The 18200-nt window shown below is 65.6% G+C and carries 23 protein-coding genes and 1 tRNA gene; 10 read left to right on the forward strand and 14 right to left on the reverse strand.

The window, feature by feature from the left end; translation table 11 throughout:
* Positions 1–10: 10 nt before the first annotated feature.
* The 3 genes from HTUR_RS03620 to HTUR_RS03630 all read right to left on the reverse strand — a co-directional run bounded on the left by HTUR_RS03620 (position 11) and on the right by HTUR_RS03630 (position 2015).
* A complete protein-coding gene (locus HTUR_RS03620; RefSeq protein WP_012941944.1) occupies positions 11–1240 on the reverse strand; it encodes a polysaccharide deacetylase family protein in 1230 nt (409 codons plus the stop codon).
* 95 nt (positions 1241–1335) lie between these two features.
* Positions 1336–1641, reverse strand: coding sequence for a hypothetical protein (locus HTUR_RS03625; RefSeq protein ID WP_012941945.1), 306 nt, complete (start codon positions 1639–1641; stop codon positions 1336–1338).
* Between the two features lie 11 nt (positions 1642–1652).
* On the reverse strand, positions 1653–2015 hold the full coding sequence (locus HTUR_RS03630) for a hypothetical protein (RefSeq protein WP_012941946.1): 363 nt from the start codon (positions 2013–2015) through the stop codon (positions 1653–1655).
* Between the two features lie 150 nt (positions 2016–2165).
* On the opposite strand from HTUR_RS03630, the gene HTUR_RS03635 reads away from it, so the two are divergent.
* The gene (locus HTUR_RS03635) at positions 2166–2573 is read left to right on the forward strand and encodes a PPOX class F420-dependent oxidoreductase (RefSeq protein WP_012941947.1); all 408 of its coding nucleotides are present in this window, start codon (positions 2166–2168) and stop codon (positions 2571–2573) included.
* 36 nt (positions 2574–2609) lie between these two features.
* Here the strand turns inward: HTUR_RS03635 and HTUR_RS03640 are convergent, their stop codons facing one another.
* The 3 genes from HTUR_RS03640 to HTUR_RS03650 all read right to left on the reverse strand — a co-directional run bounded on the left by HTUR_RS03640 (position 2610) and on the right by HTUR_RS03650 (position 4172).
* Positions 2610–2840 (reverse strand): hypothetical protein, encoded by a 231-nt coding sequence (locus tag HTUR_RS03640; RefSeq protein WP_012941948.1) that lies wholly within the window; start codon positions 2838–2840, stop codon positions 2610–2612.
* A gap of 306 nt (positions 2841–3146) precedes the next feature.
* On the reverse strand, positions 3147–3647 hold the full coding sequence (locus tag HTUR_RS03645) for an Lrp/AsnC family transcriptional regulator (RefSeq protein WP_012941949.1): 501 nt from the start codon (positions 3645–3647) through the stop codon (positions 3147–3149).
* 141 nt (positions 3648–3788) lie between these two features.
* Complete coding sequence (locus HTUR_RS03650; protein WP_012941950.1) at positions 3789–4172, reverse strand: hypothetical protein; 384 nt, start codon at positions 4170–4172, stop codon at positions 3789–3791.
* A gap of 190 nt (positions 4173–4362) precedes the next feature.
* Here HTUR_RS03650 and HTUR_RS03655 point away from each other — a divergent pair, with 190 nt between their 5' ends.
* Complete coding sequence (locus tag HTUR_RS03655) at positions 4363–5943, forward strand: acetolactate synthase large subunit (protein ID WP_012941951.1); 1581 nt, start codon at positions 4363–4365, stop codon at positions 5941–5943.
* 69 nt (positions 5944–6012) lie between these two features.
* Here HTUR_RS03655 and HTUR_RS03660 read toward each other — a convergent pair.
* Together HTUR_RS03660 and trmY are read right to left on the reverse strand one after the other, a co-directional pair.
* Positions 6013–6085 (reverse strand) — tRNA-Pro (locus tag HTUR_RS03660).
* 91 nt (positions 6086–6176) lie between these two features.
* Positions 6177–6776 carry a tRNA (pseudouridine(54)-N(1))-methyltransferase TrmY gene (gene trmY / locus HTUR_RS03665; RefSeq protein ID WP_012941952.1) on the reverse strand — a complete coding sequence of 200 codons (600 nt, stop codon included), beginning with the start codon at positions 6774–6776 and terminating at the stop codon, positions 6177–6179.
* A gap of 209 nt (positions 6777–6985) precedes the next feature.
* Between trmY and HTUR_RS03670 the strand changes: the two genes are divergently transcribed.
* The gene (locus tag HTUR_RS03670; protein ID WP_012941953.1) at positions 6986–7171 is read left to right on the forward strand and encodes an HVO_A0556 family zinc finger protein; all 186 of its coding nucleotides are present in this window, start codon (positions 6986–6988) and stop codon (positions 7169–7171) included.
* A 154-nt stretch (positions 7172–7325) separates the two neighbouring features.
* On the opposite strand, the gene HTUR_RS03675 is transcribed toward HTUR_RS03670, so the two are convergent.
* The 3 genes from HTUR_RS03675 to HTUR_RS03685 all read right to left on the reverse strand — a co-directional run bounded on the left by HTUR_RS03675 (position 7326) and on the right by HTUR_RS03685 (position 9117).
* Positions 7326–7514, reverse strand: a complete 189-nt coding sequence (locus HTUR_RS03675; RefSeq protein WP_012941954.1) for a hypothetical protein — start codon at positions 7512–7514, stop codon at positions 7326–7328.
* 9 nt (positions 7515–7523) lie between these two features.
* Positions 7524–7715, reverse strand: a complete 192-nt coding sequence (locus tag HTUR_RS03680; protein ID WP_012941955.1) for a DUF7511 domain-containing protein — start codon at positions 7713–7715, stop codon at positions 7524–7526.
* A gap of 286 nt (positions 7716–8001) precedes the next feature.
* Entirely contained in the window at positions 8002–9117 is a 1116-nt protein-coding gene (locus tag HTUR_RS03685; protein ID WP_012941956.1) for a S1C family serine protease, read from the reverse strand.
* Positions 9118–9290: 173 nt separating this feature from the next.
* On the opposite strand from HTUR_RS03685, the gene HTUR_RS03690 reads away from it, so the two are divergent.
* The 5 genes from HTUR_RS03690 (at position 9291) to HTUR_RS28780 (ending at position 13130) form a co-directional block, all read left to right on the forward strand.
* Positions 9291–10664, forward strand: coding sequence for a tRNA pseudouridine(54/55) synthase Pus10 (locus HTUR_RS03690; protein WP_012941957.1), 1374 nt, complete (start codon positions 9291–9293; stop codon positions 10662–10664).
* An 85-nt stretch (positions 10665–10749) separates the two neighbouring features.
* Positions 10750–11436: a ribonuclease HII gene (gene rnhB / locus HTUR_RS03695; protein WP_012941958.1), complete on the forward strand. Its 687-nt coding sequence runs from the start codon at positions 10750–10752 to the stop codon at positions 11434–11436.
* A gap of 162 nt (positions 11437–11598) precedes the next feature.
* Positions 11599–11832 carry a hypothetical protein gene (locus HTUR_RS03700; protein ID WP_012941959.1) on the forward strand — a complete coding sequence of 78 codons (234 nt, stop codon included), beginning with the start codon at positions 11599–11601 and terminating at the stop codon, positions 11830–11832.
* 79 nt (positions 11833–11911) lie between these two features.
* Complete coding sequence (locus tag HTUR_RS03705) at positions 11912–12925, forward strand: sodium:calcium antiporter (RefSeq protein ID WP_012941960.1); 1014 nt, start codon at positions 11912–11914, stop codon at positions 12923–12925.
* A 97-nt stretch (positions 12926–13022) separates the two neighbouring features.
* Positions 13023–13130, forward strand: a complete 108-nt coding sequence (locus HTUR_RS28780; protein WP_449271832.1) for a DUF7563 family protein — start codon at positions 13023–13025, stop codon at positions 13128–13130.
* Positions 13131–13356: 226 nt separating this feature from the next.
* Here the strand turns inward: HTUR_RS28780 and HTUR_RS03710 are convergent, their stop codons facing one another.
* A complete protein-coding gene (locus tag HTUR_RS03710) occupies positions 13357–14970 on the reverse strand; it encodes a preprotein translocase subunit SecD (protein WP_012941961.1) in 1614 nt (537 codons plus the stop codon).
* Positions 14967–15851 (reverse strand): protein translocase subunit SecF, encoded by an 885-nt coding sequence (secF, locus tag HTUR_RS03715; protein ID WP_012941962.1) that lies wholly within the window; start codon positions 15849–15851, stop codon positions 14967–14969. The genes HTUR_RS03710 and secF overlap by 4 nt, the downstream gene beginning before the upstream one ends.
* Before the next feature lie 121 nt (positions 15852–15972).
* Here secF and HTUR_RS03720 point away from each other — a divergent pair, with 121 nt between their 5' ends.
* Positions 15973–16305, forward strand: coding sequence for a hypothetical protein (locus tag HTUR_RS03720; protein ID WP_012941963.1), 333 nt, complete (start codon positions 15973–15975; stop codon positions 16303–16305).
* A 51-nt stretch (positions 16306–16356) separates the two neighbouring features.
* On the opposite strand, the gene HTUR_RS03725 is transcribed toward HTUR_RS03720, so the two are convergent.
* A complete protein-coding gene (locus HTUR_RS03725) occupies positions 16357–16830 on the reverse strand; it encodes a DUF5812 family protein (protein WP_012941964.1) in 474 nt (157 codons plus the stop codon).
* 528 nt (positions 16831–17358) lie between these two features.
* Here HTUR_RS03725 and HTUR_RS03735 point away from each other — a divergent pair.
* A complete protein-coding gene (locus HTUR_RS03735) occupies positions 17359–17829 on the forward strand; it encodes a response regulator (RefSeq protein WP_012941966.1) in 471 nt (156 codons plus the stop codon).
* Positions 17830–18200 lie beyond the last annotated feature (371 nt).

The raw sequence follows: 18200 nt of genomic DNA on the forward strand, positions 1-18200 counted from the left end.
TGGTCCGAACCTACTCGGTCTCGGCGTACTCGGACGCGAGCGTCTCCGGTCCCACGACCTCGAGGTCGCCCTCGGCGACGAGCTTGTCGAGGTACGTCACCGTTTCCTCGAATCGGTCGACGGCGTCGCCGTCGAGTCCGTGGTAGCAAAGCGTCGTGATCCCGCCCAGATCGGCCGTCCGCTCGAGCAGTTCTTCGGCCGCCTCGGGGTCGACGGCCCGCGGATAGCGAGCGGTATCGACGACGCGGCCCTGAACCGGCTGGCCCGCGGCGAATCCGAGGTCGTAGGTCTCGTCAACGAGGTCGAGCGAGGCGGCGTCGTACTGCCCGGCCGGATAGGAGACGAACCGGGCGCCGTCCGCGTAGCCCTCGTCCTCGAGCCACGCCCGCGCGTCGGTAAGCTGGTCGGCCCGTTCGTCGGAGTCGAGGTCCGGAAGCAGCCTCCCGTTGGCCGTGTAGCTGCCGATCGTCCAGCCGGCGTCGGCGAGCGTTTCGAGTTGCGATTCCGTCATCCGATCCCCGTCGTGGTCGGCCGACGAGCGGATCAGATCCGTCGGTACGAACGCCGTCGCCGGATAGTCGAACTCCTCGAGCACCGGGAGCGCCGCGTCGTAAATCGACTCGTCGCCGCCGTCGAACTGGAGGGAAACCAGTCCCTCGTCGGGTCGGGAGACGAGGTGGAGATCGTCGAGTCGGAGCTCTCGCTCGGCGTCGCCGGCGGCGACGACGGCGACGTGGATCTCGGTGATATCGCCGAGATTCACCCCGCTCTCGAGGCCCGAGACGCCGAAGTTACTCCGCCGGAGATCGGTGCCGCCGTGGACCGTCGCTCGGAATTCGATCGCGTTCCCGTCGTCGTCGAACAGCTGGACGATCGGCGTGGCCGTCTCCTCGGTCCCCACCGCCAGTCCGGGGTTCTCCCCCGAGAAGTCGACCGGCCCGGGAAGTCGGCGGACGATCCGGGCCGCCTCGTCGTCGCCGTCGGCCTCGAGGAGAAGGGACCGCTCGCCGACGGACGCCTCCTCGTCGACCAGCGACGCCCGTCCGGCGACCACCGACCACGCGCTGAAGTCGGAAAAGTCGTCGATCGTCCCGGTGTCGTCGGGCCCCTCGAGCGGCGGCGGGGTATCGGTCGTCCGCTCGTCCGGCTCCGTGTTCGACCCGCTCCACCCCAACTCCGCACAGCCGGCCAGCGCGACCCCCGTCGCGGTCGCCGTCGCGAGATACGTCCGCCGTCTCATACGACCGGTGTGGGGACGGTACGAGATTGTTATTGGCAAAGTAGCACGATCGATCGGCAAGTCGGCCGGCGCGCTTCGTGTTCCACCGCGCGTTCTCAGCTCTCGTTGCCGGACTCGTTTTCGGTTCCGGTCTCGTTCTCCTCGCCGCCGCTCTCGCTCTCGTTCGTCATCTCACCGGTCTCGTTTTCGGTTTCGTTGTCGGTATCGTTCGCCTCTTCGTCGTCGACCAGCCCCTCGTCTTCGTCCCGGTCCTGCCCGTTCCCCGTTCCCTCTTCGGCGGCCGGTTCGTCATCCTCCTCGCCGCCACCGCCCGGGCTGCCACAGCCAGCGACCAGTGCCGTCGCCGCCGTCGCACCCGTTACCTGCAACAGCCGTCGTCGCGTCCGCTGCCGTGGACTCATATCACGTGCAACTATTCCGAGACCGATAAGTCGACAGCCGACACTCGCGTGGGTCGGGCTCTCGTCGGAGAGGGCAGGACGGCGACGGGACGACTTGCGGCGTCAGAGAGGGGCGAGTTGAATGCGGGTGCCAGTTGGGTCCCTGCCCGTGAGTCACCGAGTGCGTCGACGGGGGACCCCGCGCCGGCGTCGAACCGCTCGACTCGAGGCCCGGGCTCGAAGACGTCTCCGCGGTCGTCGTAGGCGACCCACCCCTCGAGGACCATCGTTTCCAGCACTTCCCGGACGAGTCTCGGATCGTAGCCCTCGATCTCGCGGGGACGAAGCGGGAGCCCTCGACAGATCATCCACTCGAGGGCGGCGTTCCAGATCACGTCGCGATCGGGATTGCGCGCGTACGTGTGTTGGCTGCCGATTCCCGACGGCAGCCATCAATCTTCTGCCTGGTCCGGTGACGAGCCGAGGCGGGCGTGCCTCTCAATGTAGGCAGTAGGCAGAAGCCCAACGCGAGTAAATCGCCGCCCGTGACAGCAATTCCTGACGCCTTCCACGACCTGTTCGAGAAGCGAACGTTCGCGCACGTCGCGACGCTGACCGAGGAGACCGATCCCCACGTCACGCCAGTCTGGATCGGCTACGACGCCGACGACGACCGGCTCTTGGTCAACACCGAACGCGGTCGCCGCAAGGAGCGCAACGTCCGCGAGGACCCGTCGGTCGGCGTCAGCATGGTCGACCCCGAGAACCCCTACCGGCGACTCTCTATCATCGGCGAAGTCGAGGAGATCACGACCGAGGGGGCTCGAGAGCACATCGACGAACTCGCGCAGCGCTACACGGGCGAAGACGAGTACGGAATGCCCATCGAAACCGAACGGGTCATTCTGCGGATCCGGGTCGACGAAGTCGTCGACGCACAGGACACGAGTTGATCGCCGCGCGGCTCGCCCCCGCCGAACCAGTCGCCGTCACCCGTCGTCGGGTTCGGTCTCCGGCGTGTCGTCCGGCGAATCGCCCGGCGGAGTCTCGTCGGCGGCCGACGATTCCGAATACTGACATTGAGTCTCTTGGTTGAGCAGTTCCACCTCGTGGCTGCGCTCGGCGTGCCGATTGAAAACCGTCTGGGCTCCTTCGAGGCCCTCGATGAGTCGTTCCGTGCCGCAGGTGTGGCAGACGCACCGGTACAGATCCTCACTCATCGATCGATGCTCGTGAGGAGGGCGGTGGCTATCGGCCGGACGCGGCGAGCGTCGGTCTCAGGGCGAGGTCGGGTGGCGTTCATGGATGGTCCGGTTGCGTCGCGGCGGTCGGAAAACGATTCTCGCTCTCGTCGCAATCGGTGCTTCTGATCAAGGTAGGTGTGTCGGGACGGTGGCTGTATCCGGTTCGATACGACAGTCATTGTCCACGACTTGTTCGTCAATACAAAAATCCCGCCCCTAATCTATTTGGAGGAAAGAGATTACTTATACGTGTTTGAATTTTCGAAGTGAAATCGAAGGAATTTATTCCTGGCGGTCGCCGGGTCGGTGTTCTTCGACGACGTCTCCAGCGAAGGAGTCGAAGGGACGACCCCGCGTCTTCCGCAACAGCCGTTCTCGCTCGATCGTCAGCGGAAGGTCGTCCAGGCGGCTCGTGATCTCGTTTACCTCTTCGGTGTTGTTCGCGACCGCCAGCGCCTGAATGTTCTCTCGTGCGCTCAGCATCTCGTCGACCTTGACGATCTGGGGCAGTTCGAGCGCCCGCTCGGCGACCTCCTGGCGGTCCTCGGTCGCGGCCGTACAGGAAAACTGGAGGCGGATCGGGAACCCGGCTTTCTCGTAGTCGATGATCGGCACGTAGCCCTCGATGATCCCGTCGTCTTCGAGCCGTTCGATCCGGTTGCGAATCGTCGTATCCGTCACCGGCAACTGTTCGGCCATATCGACCGGCGTGGTCGCTCGAGCGTTCTGCTGGAGAAGATGGAGGATTCCGTAATCGATCTCGTCGAGTCCGTCGGCAGCCATACTCGGGGTATCCAAGCAGTTGCTAAAGGATCTTCGGGTCTCGAAGCGGTAAGCGGGACGTACGCACGCACCAGCCTAAGTCCGCATATCGATCAACGGCGTGTCACGAGCAGCGCTGGAACCGAAAACGCGTCGCGCCGATTAGGTGTCGTCGCAGTCGTCCGTACACTCGGTGTCGGTGTCGGCCTTCTCCGTGTCGACCGCCTCGCCCTCGTAGGTGACGGTCACGGACGTCTTCTGGTCGTCGAGCACGGTCACCCGGAACGAGTCCGAGTCCTTGGCGTCGACGTTGGCCTTCCCGCCCTGCTTGTCGCTGTTGACGGTCCAGCCGACTTTCACGTCCTCCTTGCCGTGGTTGTGGACGCGGAACTCGGCTTCCTTCGTCTTTTCGACGCCGCCGTCGCCGGTGCCGTTCTCGGTGTCCTGCTTTCGCGTGCGGTAACAGATCGCCTCGAGGTCGATCTTGTAGTTGTAGTCGACCGCCCACGCGGGAAGAAATCGGTTGCCATCGTCCGTAACGTCCACCTTTCCGTTCGAATCGGCAGCGAGGACCGTTTCACACCGTGGCGTCCCGGACGCGCCGCGTCACCGATCGCCGGTCCCTACTCGTCGGCGGGCGAGTGGCTCGATGCTGTAGCGAGCGGTTTTCGATCGCCCCGTCGACGCCGTGTGTGCAGGGTGGACGATTAATGACAGGGCCGTGGAGGTGGCGTTCATGGCGACAACAGCCGAACTGCTCGTCGATTGTCTCGAGGCGGAAGGCGTCGAGCGCGTCTTCGGCGTGCCGGGCGAAGAGATCGAAGACCTGCTGTTCGCGCTGCGCGAGTCGTCGATCCCCTTTCTCCCGACGCGCCACGAACAGGGGGCGGCGTTCATGGCCGACGTCCACGGCCGGCTGACCGGCAAGGCCGGCGTCTGCCTGTCGACGCTCGGCCCGGGCGCGACGAACCTCATGACCGGCGTCGCCGACGCCCAACTGGACAAGAGCCCGGTCGTCGCCATCACCGGTCAGGGCGGCCGCGAGCGACTGCACAAGGAGAGCCACCAGGCGTTAGACGTCGTCGACGTCTTCGAACCGATCGTCGCCTGGAACACCCGTATCGGCGAGCCCGAGATCGCGCCCGAATCGATCCGCAAGGCGTTCAAACTCGCCGAGTACGAGAAGCCCGGCGCGACCCACCTCGAGTTCCCCGAGGACGTCGCCGCCGAGGAGATCGACGCGGAGCCGATCGAGCGCCGCGACCCCGTGCGCCGACCGGACCCGGACGACGAGTCGGCCGTACACGCGGCGCGGCTGCTCGAGGAAGCCGAGCGTCCGATCTTGCTGGCGGGCAACGGCGCCGTGCGGACGCGCGCGTCCCAGACCATTCGGTCGCTGGTCGACCGCGTCGGGATTCCCGTCGTCGAGACGTACATGGGCAAGGGGGCGATTTCGGACCGCGAGGCGGCCTCGCTGATGACGCTGGACTCGGGGCCCGAGGAGGAGGCCGCGCGGGCGATCGACCGCGCCGACTGCGTGATCGCGGTCGGCTACGACATCGCCGAACACGACCCCGAAGGGTGGAACCCCGACCTCGAGAAAACGATCGTCCACGTCGACTACGAACCCGCTGAGGTCTACCGCCACTACAACCCCGACGTGGAGATCGTCGCCGACGTCGGCGCCGCGCTGTCGGCCATCGACGAGCGCCTGCCCGACGACGCCTGTGCGCTGTGGTGTGACGACCTCCACGAGCAGTTGCTCGAGTCGGTGACCGAGTCGCCGGCAGACGGCGATCCGATCACCGTCTGGAACTGCCTGCCGCTGTTGCGCGAGGCCATGGACGACTCGGACGTGCTCGTCTCCGACGTCGGCAGCCACAAGATGGCCATCGCCCAGTCGTTCCCGACCTACGAGCCCAACACCTGCGTGATCTCGAACGGGCTGGCCAGCATGGGGATCGCCGTCCCCGGCGCGCTGGCTGCCGATCTGGTGACGGATGCGAACGTGGTGGCCGGGACCGGCGACGGCGGGTTCATGATGAACGCGGCGGAGCTCGAGACCGCCTCGAGGCTGGACTGTAGCTTTACGACGGTCGTTTTCAACGACGACGACTACGGCCTGATTTCCGAGAAGCAGGAGGGCCACCGGGGCGAGCACACCGGGACCGAACTGTCGAATCCGGATCTGGTGACGTTCGCGGAGAGCTTCGGGATCGAGGCCTATCGGCCTGAGGGATGGGACGAGGTGGAGGAAGCGTTTCGCGAGGCCGTGCCGTCGGATGAGTTGGCGTTGATTGAGGTGCGACTCGAGTAAGGCTGATTAGCTGAAATATCTCTTTGTGCCGTAGACGCGCCGCTTCAAGAAATTAAGATGCGGGAGAAGTGGGCCGGCGCAGATTCGAACTGCGGTTACGGCCACCCGAAGGCCGAAGGATACCAAGCTACCCCACCGGCCCGCATTTGTGAGTGAGAGTCCCCGATTGTTTAACGCTTCCGAAAGCGTCTATCGGTTCGGTTGGTATCGATTCGCACACTCGAGCCCCTCCCCTAGAACCGCTCGTACCCCTCCGTATCCAGGTAGTGGTGCGCGACCGTGATCGCCTGATCGGCGTGCAACAACTCCGGACCCAGCCGTAGGCGCTGGTCGACGACGTCCTCGAGCACCTGTTCCTCCTCATCAGTAAAGTCCCGATGGTCAGACAACACGAACACGGGGTCCTCGAGGCCGTCGACGCCGACGTCGACCACGGCGTCGCCGTCCTCGTGTAACTGCACCACGGTCCCGTCGGCGAGTTCCTCGAGGGTCGCTTCGAACCCGCGCCGGTACACTTCGATGCCAGGGCTGGGCTCGGCCGGGAGCGCGCCGATGGCCTCGTCGCGGTGCTCGAGGGCGGTCCGCACCAACGCTGCAGTGCTTCGCTCGTCGGGGTTGAGCCGGCGGAGTTCGCTCCCGTCGAAGGTGATCGTGAGCTCGTCCCGGACGATGAGATGCGTCCGGACGTCCTCGCGGATCCCGTGGGAGGTGACGAACGAGGCGGTGATCGATCGACAGAGCGCGTCGAGGCGTCCGGCCCCGCCCGCGAGGTCGTCCAGCGAGAAGTCGGGGTCGGTCGGGACGTCGTGGCCGATGCAGACGAACTGGCGCATACCGGTACGCGGCGGTCCGGGGAGATAGCCGCCACGGTTCGCGGCAACCGGTCGCCGTCGACCGCCCGCCTCGGATCGAGAGCACAGCTGTCGCGTCTGTAGCCCGCGAATACCGGCGACCCGCGCCGCCGTCGTGCGGTGTTGTCCCCGCCGTAACGCTGCATAGGCATGGCCAACCGTTTCCGTCCTCTCGGGAGTGCAATGCTACTATGGCGAAATCACAGTCGTCAGCGATAGACGGCGAAGATACGCAGTTGCTCGCGATCCTCGAGGGGCGACCGTGTCCGTACTGCTCGGACGGTGAACTCGAGCGCGGACGCTACAAGGACAAACGAGCGGCGGTCTGCGACAGCTGCGACACGCCCCACGCCCAGCTGTGGCAGCCGGGCGAGTAAGCGACCGAACTGCGCCCGCGGAATCCCGCGAGCGATCCGGACGCCGTTGGTACTATTTTTGTCGAGTCACGCGAAGCGCAGCCGGTCGAGCCGACCGCGCGAACGCAGTAGAATAGCCGATACCGAGACGTTACGACGTCTGTCCCTCGGTCCGTCACCGCGATCGCGATCCGGAGTAATCGTGGCCGACGATCAGGGCGAGGGCGTGGATCGCGAGGAGACCGACGACCAGCGAGAGGGAGCCGGCGGAGTCGATGCCGGAGAGAAAGACCGGGAGGTAGGCGACCGGCAGCAGGGTGCCGATCCAGAACCCGACGGCGGTGACGGAGTTTCCGAGGTGCATCGTCGGGACCTAGCGCATCGACTCGAGCGAGACGAACCCGTCGTCGTAGGCGACGATCCAGGCGGTGTCCAGTTTCTCGTCGCTCGCCTCCCGCGGGAAGATCGCACACTCGTCGGGGGCGTCCTCGTTCTCGATCGTGACGTGATCGAGGTCGGTCAGCGATGCGTCGGTCGGTCGGGCGGTGTCGGCGTCGGGAGTCATACGTGACAGGCGATGGGTGATCGCGCTACCGATAGCTACCGGAGTCTCACCTATTGTTATCGACCCGCTAAACCCCACTGCCTGTTGATTACGGCCAGTTGACTCCCAGTTCAACGCAGTCGTTCACGAATTCGAGACTGAAACTGAATCTGACCTGTACGGGCCGGCTACACCGGATTATCGTCCCGACACCGTCGATTGCGCTCGTCTAGGCAGTCGTTTCAAACGGTTTTGGTTGTTCATCGTCTCGACAGAACCGGTCGCTGGTTCCCGACCCCCACCCGCCTCAGTTGGCCGACGGTCGCTCCCCGAGCGTCAGCGAGACCGTGGTCTCGTCGCCGTAGCGCCAGCGCTCGATCTCGATCGTATCCCCCGGACTGGTCCGCAAGGCGAGGTGGCTCGAGAGCGCGTGGCGGTCGGGGATCGGCTCGCCGTCGATGGCGTAGATGACGTCGCCCCCGACGGGGATCGAGTCGCGCGGGCGGGGCGTTGCGGCCCGGAGGACGCCGTCGGCCGGGTCACCGGATTCGACCCCCGTGACGATGACGCCGGTCGCCTCGGGGAGGTCGTTGGCCTCGGCGATATACCGGTCGACGGTTGCGAGGGTGATCCCCATGTAGGAGTGGTCGTAGGTTCCGGTCTCGATCAGCGAGGGGACGACTCGACTCGCGACCGCCGACGGGATCGCGAAGCCGATGTTGTCCCCGCCGCCGGCGGTGATGACGCCAGCGACTTCGCCGTCCAGGTTGACCAGCGGCCCGCCGCTGTTGCCGGGGTTGACCGCGGCATCGGTCTGGATCGCGTTCGAAAACGAAAACGTCCGGTCCGGCATGTCGAGCGTACGATTGACGCCGCTGACGATCCCCTTCGACATGGAGCCCTCGAACCCGTAGGGGTTGCCGATCGCGAGCACCTCCTGACCGACGACGGAGCGCTCGGCGGCCAACTCGAGGGGCGTCGCCTCGTCGGGGACGTGATCGACCTTCAGGACGGCCAGGTCGCTGTAGAAGTCGGCGCCGACGATTTTGGTGGCCGACCAGTCGCCGTTGATGTACTGGAGGTCGACGGTGTCGGCGCCGGCGACGACGTGCTCGTTCGTGACGAGGTGGGTGTCGTCGACGAGAAAGCCCGAGCCCTGGCCGCCGCTCCGGTCGCCACCGTACGGGCTCCCGGCGCCTAGCGCCCGCACCTGTGCGACCGAGTCGATGACCGCCTCGTAGACGTCGGTGTACGTCGAGCCGTCCGCGCGCTTGTCGGGATCGATCTCCTGCGAAATCGAGTGCGAGGACGAGCCCTCCATCGAGTCGCTGGCGGTGGGCTCGGTACAGCCGGCGACGGCGCCGACGAGGCCGGTACCGGCGAGCGCGAGGAACTCGCGACGATCCGGGGTGTGTCCGTTCATAGCCGAGGCTAGCACTCGACCCATTTGAACGTCCGGGCCACTTGAGAGTCTGCTTATCGATACCCTCCTCCGAGAGGGAATGACGCGCCGGCCGCGGGAACGATCCGAGCGACTCTCCCCACCGACGGACCGAAGGGAAAACGTGTTACCCGCGGCCGCCCGATTCCCGTGATATGATCACGGAAGACGCCCGCGCGCTGCTCGAGACGGGGCCGGTCTGTGACTCCTGTCTCGGTCGCCCCTTCGCCGAGCGGAGCTTCGGACTGACCAACGCCGAGCGCGGCCGGGCGCTGCGGACGACGATCGCGATGGAAGACGACGCCGACTTCGAGCCCGACGACCCCGCCGACTGCTGGGTCTGCGAGGGGTACTCGGGCACCGTCGACGCGATCGCCGAGACCGTCGTCGACGCCCTCGAGGACGCCGATTTCTCGACCTATCAGGTCGGGAGCCGCGTCCCGCCGTTGGTCGAGGAGAACGATCGGCTCCTCCGCGAGGACGCCGGCCTCGAGCCGGATGTCGGCGAGGCGTTCAAACGAGAGATCAACCGCGAGGTCGGCCGTCGCGTCGGCGCGAAGACCGGCACCGACGTCGACTTCGACCGCCCCGACGTCCTCGGGATCGTTGACCTCGAGGCGTTCGATCCCCTCGAGGCCCTCGAGGCCGAGACGGTGACGAGCCACGCGGTCGATATCCAACTCAACCCCGCCTTCGTCTACGGCCGGTACCGCAAACTCGAGCGGGACATCCCCCAGACCGAGTGGCCCTGCCGTGAGTGTGGCGGCAGCGGAACCCAGTTGAGCGACGACGGCGAGGAACCCTGCGACTACTGCGGCGGTTCGGGCTACATGTACGACACCAGCGTCGAACAGGTCGTCCGCCCGCACGTCGTCGAGGCGATGGACGGCGACGAGGGAACCTTCCACGGCGCGGGCCGCGAGGACGTCGACGCCCGGATGCTCGAGGAGGGGCGACCGTTCGTCCTCGAGGTCAAACGTCCCAAAATCCGCGACCCCGACCCGGAGAAGCTCGAGCGCGAGATCAACGACGCCGCCGAGGGGAGCGTCGAGGTCGAGGGCCTCCGACTCGCGACCTACGAGATGGTCGAGCGCGTCAAGGAACACGACGCGAGCAAGCGGTACCGCGCCGACGTCGAGTTCGCCAACCCCGTCGACGAGGCCGACTTCGAGGCCGCCCTCGAGGAACTGTCGGGCACGAACGTCCAGCAGGACACCCCCCAGCGCGTCGACCACCGGCGGGCCGACCTCACCCGCGAGCGGACCGTCTACGACATCGACGGCGAGCTCCGGTCGCCGACCGAGGCCGAGGTCCGCCTCCACGGCGAGGGTGGACTGTACGTCAAGGAACTGATCAGCAGCGACGACGGCCGCACGGAGCCGAGTCTGGCCGGCCTGCTCGAGACCGACGCCGAGGTCACGGCGCTGGACGTGTTCGGCGTCGAAGGCGAGGACGAACCGTTCGAACTCGAGGAGTACTTCCTCGACGAGCCGCGGGACGACGGCGAGGCGGCCTCGGCGGACGCCTGACGGGAGCGGTTGCCGACAGCGAATCTTCTTCGAGTCGCGACCGAACAGCGCAACGGTTTAGCCGTCGGCGACGGATCCTCGAGGCATGCCATTCGGCGTCGACGAAGCCGGTAAGGGACCCGCGCTCGGATCGATGTTCGCCGCGGCGGTCCACTGCGAGGATCCAACGGCGCTCCCCGACGGAATCGCGGACTCGAAGCGACTCAGCCCCGAGCGCCGCGAGGAACTGGCGGCGGCGATCCGCGAGGACGACGGGATTCGCGTTGGCGTCGCCGAGATCACGCCGGCGCGAATCGACGATCCGGAGACGGACATGAACTCGCTGGCGGTGGCGGCCCACGCGGAAGCGATCGACGGCGCTCTCGAGGCCGACGCCCTCGAGACGGCACCGATCACTGGCCTCTGTGACGCCTGCGACACCGACGCCGAGCGGTTCGCTCGTCGCGTCACTGACGCCTGTACGGACCTGTTCGCGGACGCGTCCAGCGCCCTCGAGATCAATATCGAGGCCCGCCACGGGGCCGACGACGAGTCGCCGATCGTCGGTGCGGCAAGCGTCGTCGCCAAGGTCGAGCGGGACGCTCACGTCGCCGCCCTCGCTGACGAGTACGGCCCCGTCGGCAGCGGCTACCCGAACGATCCGAACACGCGCGAGTTCCTCGAGTCCTACGTCGGCGAGTACGGCGACCTGCCACCCTGTGCCCGCGAGTCGTGGTCGACCTGCGAGGATGTGCTCGCCGAGGCCCAACAGACCGGCCTCGGCCAGTTCTGAGCGTCGACTGGCGCGCTCGACTAGCGGTGATCGCGCTCGCGGTCGCGCCTACCGCCGCCTGACCGTCCTCGGTCGCGTCCATCGATTCACGTCGAGACCGGGACATCGTTCGAACACTATACATTCGAAAATATTTAATTCACGTAATATAATATCAATGCGATGTTTCGATCGATCGTAACTGGGATCGTGGATGTGCTGCTCGGACGACTGGCTGTCTTCCTCGCACTGTTCGTTCCGGTGCTGGGCGTCGGACTCATGCTGGCCGTCGGGACGGACGCGCTCGTATCGCTGGGCCTCTCGAGGGAGATCGCCGGCTCGATCACCGCGGCGGTCGCCACGGTGGGAAGCATCGCCGGACTGGCCGCGTTTGGATACTATCTGATCGACTGGTAGCGACCGGTGATCCGGACCGATCGTTCCGGTCTCGGTACGTGTCGACCGTTTTATATCATCGCTCGCACCACTCTCGAGCATGCTCGACGTGGTCGGCCTGCTCGCGCTCGCCGTCGTCGGAACGGCCGTCGTCTGGAAGGGAAGCACGTGGCTCGAGACGTCCGCGAACCGCCTCGCTGCGGGGTACGGCGTGCCAGCGGTCGTCCAGGGAGCGATCATCGCCGCCGCTGGCTCGAGCATGCCCGAACTGGTGAGCGTGCTCGTCTCGACGCTGTTACACGGCGAGTTCGAGGTCGGTATCGGGACGATCGTCGGCTCCGCGGTGTTTAACCTGCTGGCGATCCCGGCCGTGTCGGTCCTCGCGGCCGACGGTGACGGGATGTCGACGGGCCGGGATCTGGTCTACAAGGAGGCGCTGTTCTACATGCTCGCGGTCGCCTCCCTGCTGTTGACGTTCTCGCTGGCGGTCATCTACTACCCGGTCGCGGGCGCGGGGCTTCAGGGGGACGTTACGCGGCCGCTCGCGCTGTTTCCGCTGGTCCTGTACGGACTCTACGTCTTCACCCAGTACCTGGACACCACCGAGGACGAGACGGCGGCGGACACCGACGTCGCCATCGGGCGGGCCTGGCTCTGGTTCGGGCTCGGACTGGTACTGATCATTGTCGGCGTCGAGGGGCTGGTCCGGGCCGCGGTCGGGCTGGGCGAGGCCTTCGGCACCCCCGCGTTCCTCTGGGGGATGACCGTCGTCGCCGCGGGCTCGAGCGTCCCCGACGCGTTCGTCAGCGTCGCCGCCGCCCGGTCGGGTCGATCCGCAGTCAGCCTCGCGAACGTGCTGGGGAGCAACGTCTTCGACCTGCTCGTCGCGGTGCCCGCGGGCGTGCTGGTCGCCGGCACCCTGTCGATCACCTTCACGCACATCGTCCCGATGATGGGCTTTCTGATCCTCGCGACGATCGTCTTTTTCACCATTATTCGAACCGATATGCTGCTCTCGGAGCGCGAGGCGCAGTTGTTGCTCGGTCTCTACGGCCTGTTCGTCGTCTGGCTAGTCCTCGAGAGCGTCGGCGTGACGACCGTCGTCCCGACGTGAGCCGAAGGAGGCGACTCGACGAGATCCACGCCGACGTTCCGCTGCATTTGCAGGCGCCCCGCTATTGTCGTTGGGCGGATCAATTGCAGTGTTCAATATGCCAGTCTGCACTAACTGCGAGAACCCAGTTTCTCTCGACTTCGAGCGCGCCTACGGCGAGGACGGAACGGTCGAGTGGTGTCCGCGGTGTCGAGACGGAACGTGAATACGGGCGACTCGTTTCTGTCGGCCCCACAATTGCTACCCATCCGCGTCGAGCGAAGCGTCGGCTAGCCGGTTCGCGTCTCGAGTGATCCGCACAGGACACAGTCTTTCACCGCACGTCTCTACGTCAGGAGTCAAAGGGCCTCGAGTGAAACCGATACCCGTTGAAAGCCGATATCCGCTGAAGACCGATCTCCGCTAAAAAGACCGCTGCGTGTCTGTCTGCGCTACTTGTCCGTCAGCAGCCGCTGGAGGATGTCCCCGTAGGCGGGTCGGGTGATGAGCACGCCGACGAGCACGCCGAGGATGGTGATGATGGCGAACCCGCGCAGATCCCCGAGGCTCAGGACGGCCAGCGGCGACATGGCGATGACCGTCGTCGCCGCGGCGGCGCCGATGACCCAGAACGCCTTCCGGAAGCGGGATTCGAACACCCGCCTCGAGCTGACGTCGCCCTGGTCCATCACCTCGTCGGCGATGATGACGAGGTCGTCCACCCCGGTCCCGACCACGGCGATGAAGCCGGCGACGTGAGAGAGATCGAGCGGCATGCGTATCAGCGCCGCGAAGCCGAGCAGAATGATCACCTCAGACATCGCGGTGACGATCATCGGCGCGGCGACGCGGGGGTTCCGATAGCGCAGGAAGACGACGCCGCTGACGGTGATCACCGCCAGCGCGCCGATTACCAGCGAGTAGAGTTTGAACTGGTCGGCCAGCGCCGGGGACAGCGAGTAGGTCTGGGCCTCGCCGAAGTCGAGCGGCGCGGGCAGCGAACCGGACTGGAGATTCACCGAGAGCGTCTGCGCTTGCTCGAGGTTCTGTGCGCCCATCTGGAACGAGGGATCGTTCTCCCAAGAACCGGCTCGCATCGAACTCGCCAGATCGGGGCCCATGGAGTGGGCGTCGACGACCTTGCCGTCGATGACCGTCAGGAGACAGTATCGCTCTCCCTCGTGGTCGAAGTTGATGCTCTCGCCGTCGCCGCGGAGCCCGCACTGACCAACCCCCTCGTCGGTGAAGCCGAGTTCGTTCAACCGCGACTGGAACTCCGGCGCGGCGTTGCTGTCGACCTGAACTGGAACGATATCGTTTCCGTTCCTGTCGGTCGTCGGCGGATCGACGTTCTCGATATCGTCGCCCGACAGGATCGTCTCGTTCTCCTGGGTACCGTTCTCTGGGTAGTAGGCCTGCACTTCGACGATCCCTCGCTCGCCGAGCAGGCTTCGGAGCTCGTCGGCGTCCATGTCCGGCGCCTCGGTGACGATGTAGTAGCCGCCGCCGAGTCTGGCCGACTCGTAGACGTTTCCGCCCGAGAGGCCGGCCGCGTTGATCCGCGACTGGATCGTATCGACCATCTGCTGGCGCGTCTCCGGCGTCACGCCGGTGCGGATGTCATCGTCGGGATCGACCTCGACGCCGGCCTCGGCGAGCGCGGCGGCGAACTCCTCCTCGCTCACGTTCTCGGTGAACAGCTCGGCGTGGGCGTTCCCGTCGTCGTCGACGCTGACGCGGACGTTCCCCGTCTCGAGGCCGGTTTCGTCGTACAGCGTTCGCTCGATTTCAGTCAGTCGCTCCTGATCGACGCTGCCGTCGTCGCTGACGGCGCCGGCGTCGATGTTCTCGGCGGTCATTCCGGTGACCGGGGCGCTGATTCGCGTCCCGCCCTCGAGGTCGAGCCCGTACTCGAGGTTCGTCGCCCCGCTGTCCTGGGTCTCGACGTAGTCGTTGCCCCCCATGACGCCGCCGGGGACGAACAGGGAGACCATCGAGCCGGTGATGAAGACGACCAGCAGCAGTAGCCGCCAGTGATTTTTGACGAACGCGACCGGGCCGGTCATGATCGAATCCCCTCGAACTTGTACCAGCGAAGCAGACTCAGGTTGAGCATGTAGGTGTTCATCAGGTCGGCCGCGAGTCCGACGAAGAGGACGATCCCGATCGACGAGAGCAACTCGACGCCGAACAGTCCCGCGGCGATGCCCATGACGAGCATCGCCGCCATCGACGTCACCGTCATCGTGATCCCGGTCCGCATCGCGCGGTGGGTGCTCTCGTAGAAGTCACCCTGGCGGCGCAGGATGTGGTTGTTCAACAGGATGTCGGAGTCGACCGAGTAGCCGATCAACATCAGCAGTGCGGCGACGGTCCCCAACGACAGCGAGATGTCGGCGACCGTCATGAACGCCAGCGGGATCATTAGGTCCGAGAACGCGGAGAGGACGATGGCGATCGACGGCACGAACGTCCGGAACAGCAGGAAGGTGATGACGCTCATCCCGACGAAGGCGACGGCGATTCCCAGCAGCGCCGTCTGCTGGGTCTGTTGGCCGAAGCTCCCCGAAACCGTCGACTCGAGCTGGACGACGTCGTTATCGCCGTCCTGCTCCAAGTTCTCCTCGGCCTGCTGGCTCAGCGACTCGAGGTCGGTCGAGGTGAACTGGACGACGTACTGGTTCTGGGAGTCGGGCGCCGAGACCGACTGAATCGACTCGGGCTCCTCGTCGAAGGCGTTCGCGATCTCCTCCTGGGAGGAGGTCGTCTGAATAGTCAGTTCGGAACCGCCGGCGAAGTCCATCCCCAGCGGCACCGGCGTGCCCGTCATGAGGAACGTGCCGGTGAGAACGAGCAATGCAACCGCGAGTACCGCAAGCGGCACCGCCGCGAGTTGGCGGTTGCTGTACCGGGAGTAGGGAAGCTCCGGTACGTCGAAATACCCCATATACTCGACCACTGGTGGGCCCCTGAGGTAAGCCTTCTCAATTTCTGCAGCATGTTTCAACCGTATCGGGGATGAGAAATACCGTAGGCTGAAGCCGCTCGAGTCCCTCCGGTCGGGTATCATGACCGAGTCCGACCAGCAGTCCGGAGTCGCGGACGACCGATCCGATCGCTCGGACGCGGCGAGCGCCGGACGTGTCGTGGTCTCGTACCCGGCCGCCCTCTCGGAGGCGGGTCGCCGGCAACTCGAGAAGCGGTCGTTCCGGTCGTACCTGCACAAGACCCGTGACGAGGCTCGCGAGGGCGACGTCTGGGAGGAGTTCGTCGGCGTCGGCTGCGGGACCACGCGGGACGTGTCGCTGCGGGTCGAACGCGTCGACGGCGGCGCCGAAATCACCGACGAAACGGCGATCGGCTACGCGTCTCGCGACGACGGCGAACTCGAGGACGGGTGAGACGTCCGGGACCGAACTGCGCGAACCGGGCGTGAGGACTCGGCGAGCGCTTCAGTCGGGCAAGTACCGCACGCTCAACACGCCGTCGTCGGCCGACCGACGGACCTCGACGCGGACCGCCTCGAGTCGGGCCGCTCGCGCGATGGTCTCCTCGTCCTCGAGGATGTCTTGAGCCGCCGACTCCACCTCGGCTTCGGGAACGCGAAAGACGTGAATCTCGCCGGTGCCGGCCCGTTCCTCCTGAATCAGGTCGCCGACGTCGGCGTCGGCGGCCAGCTCCGTCGCGTGCTGAGTCGGTGCGAGGTCGCTGTCGACTAACTCGATCGATCGTCGGTCGTCGACGTCGATCACTTCCCAAGTGACTTCGAGAGGCGGTTCGGGGGCGACGGTCGCCTCGATGACGTCGTGGACTTCGAGGCCGGGGTTCGAGCCGAGCGTGTGGACCTGTGCGGTCTCGACGTCGCGGACGACGGCCGACTCGCTCTCGGCGTGGGTGACGACGAACGTGCTCGTCTGTTCGGTCATGAGCGGTCGTAGCGGGCGGATCGGTTTCCGGGTTTCGGCTTTCGGTCGGGATCGGCGACGCGAACGGCCGCTCTCCCTTCGCGCTCGCTCGAATCGGGGGCGCCCATTCACCCGGTTAATCAAAAGCCATCTGCGTGTGAAAATGACGTGGGTACAACCGTATCTACGCCAAATTTCTGCTCGCATATGGAAGCGATACAGAACCAACTGTTCGATGCACTGTCGGACGAGCGACGGCGGCGAATACTATACGTCTGCCTCAGGCGAGAGGGGCCGATCAACATCGATTCACCGCCCGACGGAGTCGACGACCAGTACGACGCGGCGGTCGAGCGACGCCACGTTCACCTCCCCAAATTGGCGGAGTACGAGTTCATCGAGTGGCATCGGCAGGCGAGCACCGTCACGAGGGCCCCCGATTCGCGGAGATCGAACCGATGTTGCGATTGGTGGCCGACAATCGAGAGCTCCTGCCGGCGACGGTGAAATAGCGGGCCGATTCCTATCGGAAAGAATCTGGAATAGTACATGTCCACGTTCACTCATCAGTGCAGCGCTGTCGAACCGGTCGATATCCTGTTCGTCGAAGACAACCCTCACGACGTGACCCTGCTACGGGACGCGTTCGAGAGCGTGGTGTCGGATCGAGAGACGAGACTGCACGCCGTTGTCAGCGGTAGCGACGCGATGTCGTTTCTCTGTCGGTCGGTCGAGTCCGATTCGGATTCGCCGCCGAACTTCGTTCTCCTGGACCTGAACCTGCCGTCCTACGGCGGAACCGAGATCCTCGAGGCGATCACCGCCGTCCCGCAGTTGCGGCGGCTGCCGATCGTCGTCCTCAGCGGATCGGACGATAGAAGCGATATCGCGCGCTGCTACGAGGGGTACGCGAACGCGTATCTGACCAAACCGTCGGATCTGGACGAGTTCATTTCGCTCGTCGAGACGATCGACCGATTCTGGTTCACGCAGGCGACGCTTCCATCGGCGTCGATCTGATCGGTTCGCCGCCTCGGACCGGTTACGTCCCCCTCCGGTCGATGGTCCGCAGTACCTCTTCCTGGGTTTTCCTTACTCTCTTTCTCTCGGCTCGCTCGTCGAGAACGGCGCCTTCGCGACTCGATTCTCCCCGCTGAATCTTCTCGAACCGGTCGATACGAGCCGACCGCACGCTCGAACGCCGTCCCGGTGCTGCGCGTCCCGGGGAGCGTCGCCAGATCGGCCCGCCTCGTCACACGAGCGGTGTGACTCTCGGACGAATGGACAGTGAAACGTTCGTGAACGACCACTCAGATAACTGATGGAAAACGGCGGGCCCCGACGTGGTTGGGCCAGAACGGGGCCGCCACTGTCACCTACCGAACGTGCAC

This window comes from Haloterrigena turkmenica DSM 5511, from assembly GCF_000025325.1.
Taxonomy (GTDB): Archaea; Halobacteriota; Halobacteria; order Halobacteriales; family Natrialbaceae; genus Haloterrigena; species Haloterrigena turkmenica.

Excerpts from the sequence above, each read along its gene's own strand:
- HTUR_RS03645 (WP_012941949.1), bottom strand. The coding sequence starts at position 3,647 with ATGGCTGCCGACGGACTCGACGAGATCGATTACGGAATCCTCCATCTT.
- HTUR_RS03680 (WP_012941955.1), bottom strand. The coding sequence starts at position 7,715 with ATGACTCCCGACGCCGACACCGCCCGACCGACCGACGCATCGCTGACC.
- trmY (WP_012941952.1), bottom strand. The coding sequence starts at position 6,776 with ATGCGCCAGTTCGTCTGCATCGGCCACGACGTCCCGACCGACCCCGAC.
- HTUR_RS03670 (WP_012941953.1), top strand. The coding sequence starts at position 6,986 with ATGGCGAAATCACAGTCGTCAGCGATAGACGGCGAAGATACGCAGTTG.
- HTUR_RS03685 (WP_012941956.1), bottom strand. The coding sequence starts at position 9,117 with ATGAACGGACACACCCCGGATCGTCGCGAGTTCCTCGCGCTCGCCGGT.
- HTUR_RS03700 (WP_012941959.1), top strand. The coding sequence starts at position 11,599 with ATGTTTCGATCGATCGTAACTGGGATCGTGGATGTGCTGCTCGGACGA.
- HTUR_RS03620 (WP_012941944.1), bottom strand. The coding sequence starts at position 1,240 with ATGAGACGGCGGACGTATCTCGCGACGGCGACCGCGACGGGGGTCGCG.
- HTUR_RS03710 (WP_012941961.1), bottom strand. The coding sequence starts at position 14,970 with ATGACCGGCCCGGTCGCGTTCGTCAAAAATCACTGGCGGCTACTGCTG.
- rnhB (WP_012941958.1), top strand. The coding sequence starts at position 10,750 with ATGCCATTCGGCGTCGACGAAGCCGGTAAGGGACCCGCGCTCGGATCG.
- HTUR_RS03640 (WP_012941948.1), bottom strand. The coding sequence starts at position 2,840 with ATGAGTGAGGATCTGTACCGGTGCGTCTGCCACACCTGCGGCACGGAA.
- HTUR_RS03735 (WP_012941966.1), top strand. The coding sequence starts at position 17,359 with ATGTCCACGTTCACTCATCAGTGCAGCGCTGTCGAACCGGTCGATATC.
- HTUR_RS03625 (WP_012941945.1), bottom strand. The coding sequence starts at position 1,641 with ATGAGTCCACGGCAGCGGACGCGACGACGGCTGTTGCAGGTAACGGGT.
- HTUR_RS03690 (WP_012941957.1), top strand. The coding sequence starts at position 9,291 with ATGATCACGGAAGACGCCCGCGCGCTGCTCGAGACGGGGCCGGTCTGT.
- HTUR_RS03655 (WP_012941951.1), top strand. The coding sequence starts at position 4,363 with ATGGCGACAACAGCCGAACTGCTCGTCGATTGTCTCGAGGCGGAAGGC.
- HTUR_RS03720 (WP_012941963.1), top strand. The coding sequence starts at position 15,973 with ATGACCGAGTCCGACCAGCAGTCCGGAGTCGCGGACGACCGATCCGAT.
- HTUR_RS28780 (WP_449271832.1), top strand. The coding sequence starts at position 13,023 with ATGCCAGTCTGCACTAACTGCGAGAACCCAGTTTCTCTCGACTTCGAG.
- HTUR_RS03725 (WP_012941964.1), bottom strand. The coding sequence starts at position 16,830 with ATGACCGAACAGACGAGCACGTTCGTCGTCACCCACGCCGAGAGCGAG.
- secF (WP_012941962.1), bottom strand. The coding sequence starts at position 15,851 with ATGGGGTATTTCGACGTACCGGAGCTTCCCTACTCCCGGTACAGCAAC.
- HTUR_RS03705 (WP_012941960.1), top strand. The coding sequence starts at position 11,912 with ATGCTCGACGTGGTCGGCCTGCTCGCGCTCGCCGTCGTCGGAACGGCC.
- HTUR_RS03675 (WP_012941954.1), bottom strand. The coding sequence starts at position 7,514 with ATGCACCTCGGAAACTCCGTCACCGCCGTCGGGTTCTGGATCGGCACC.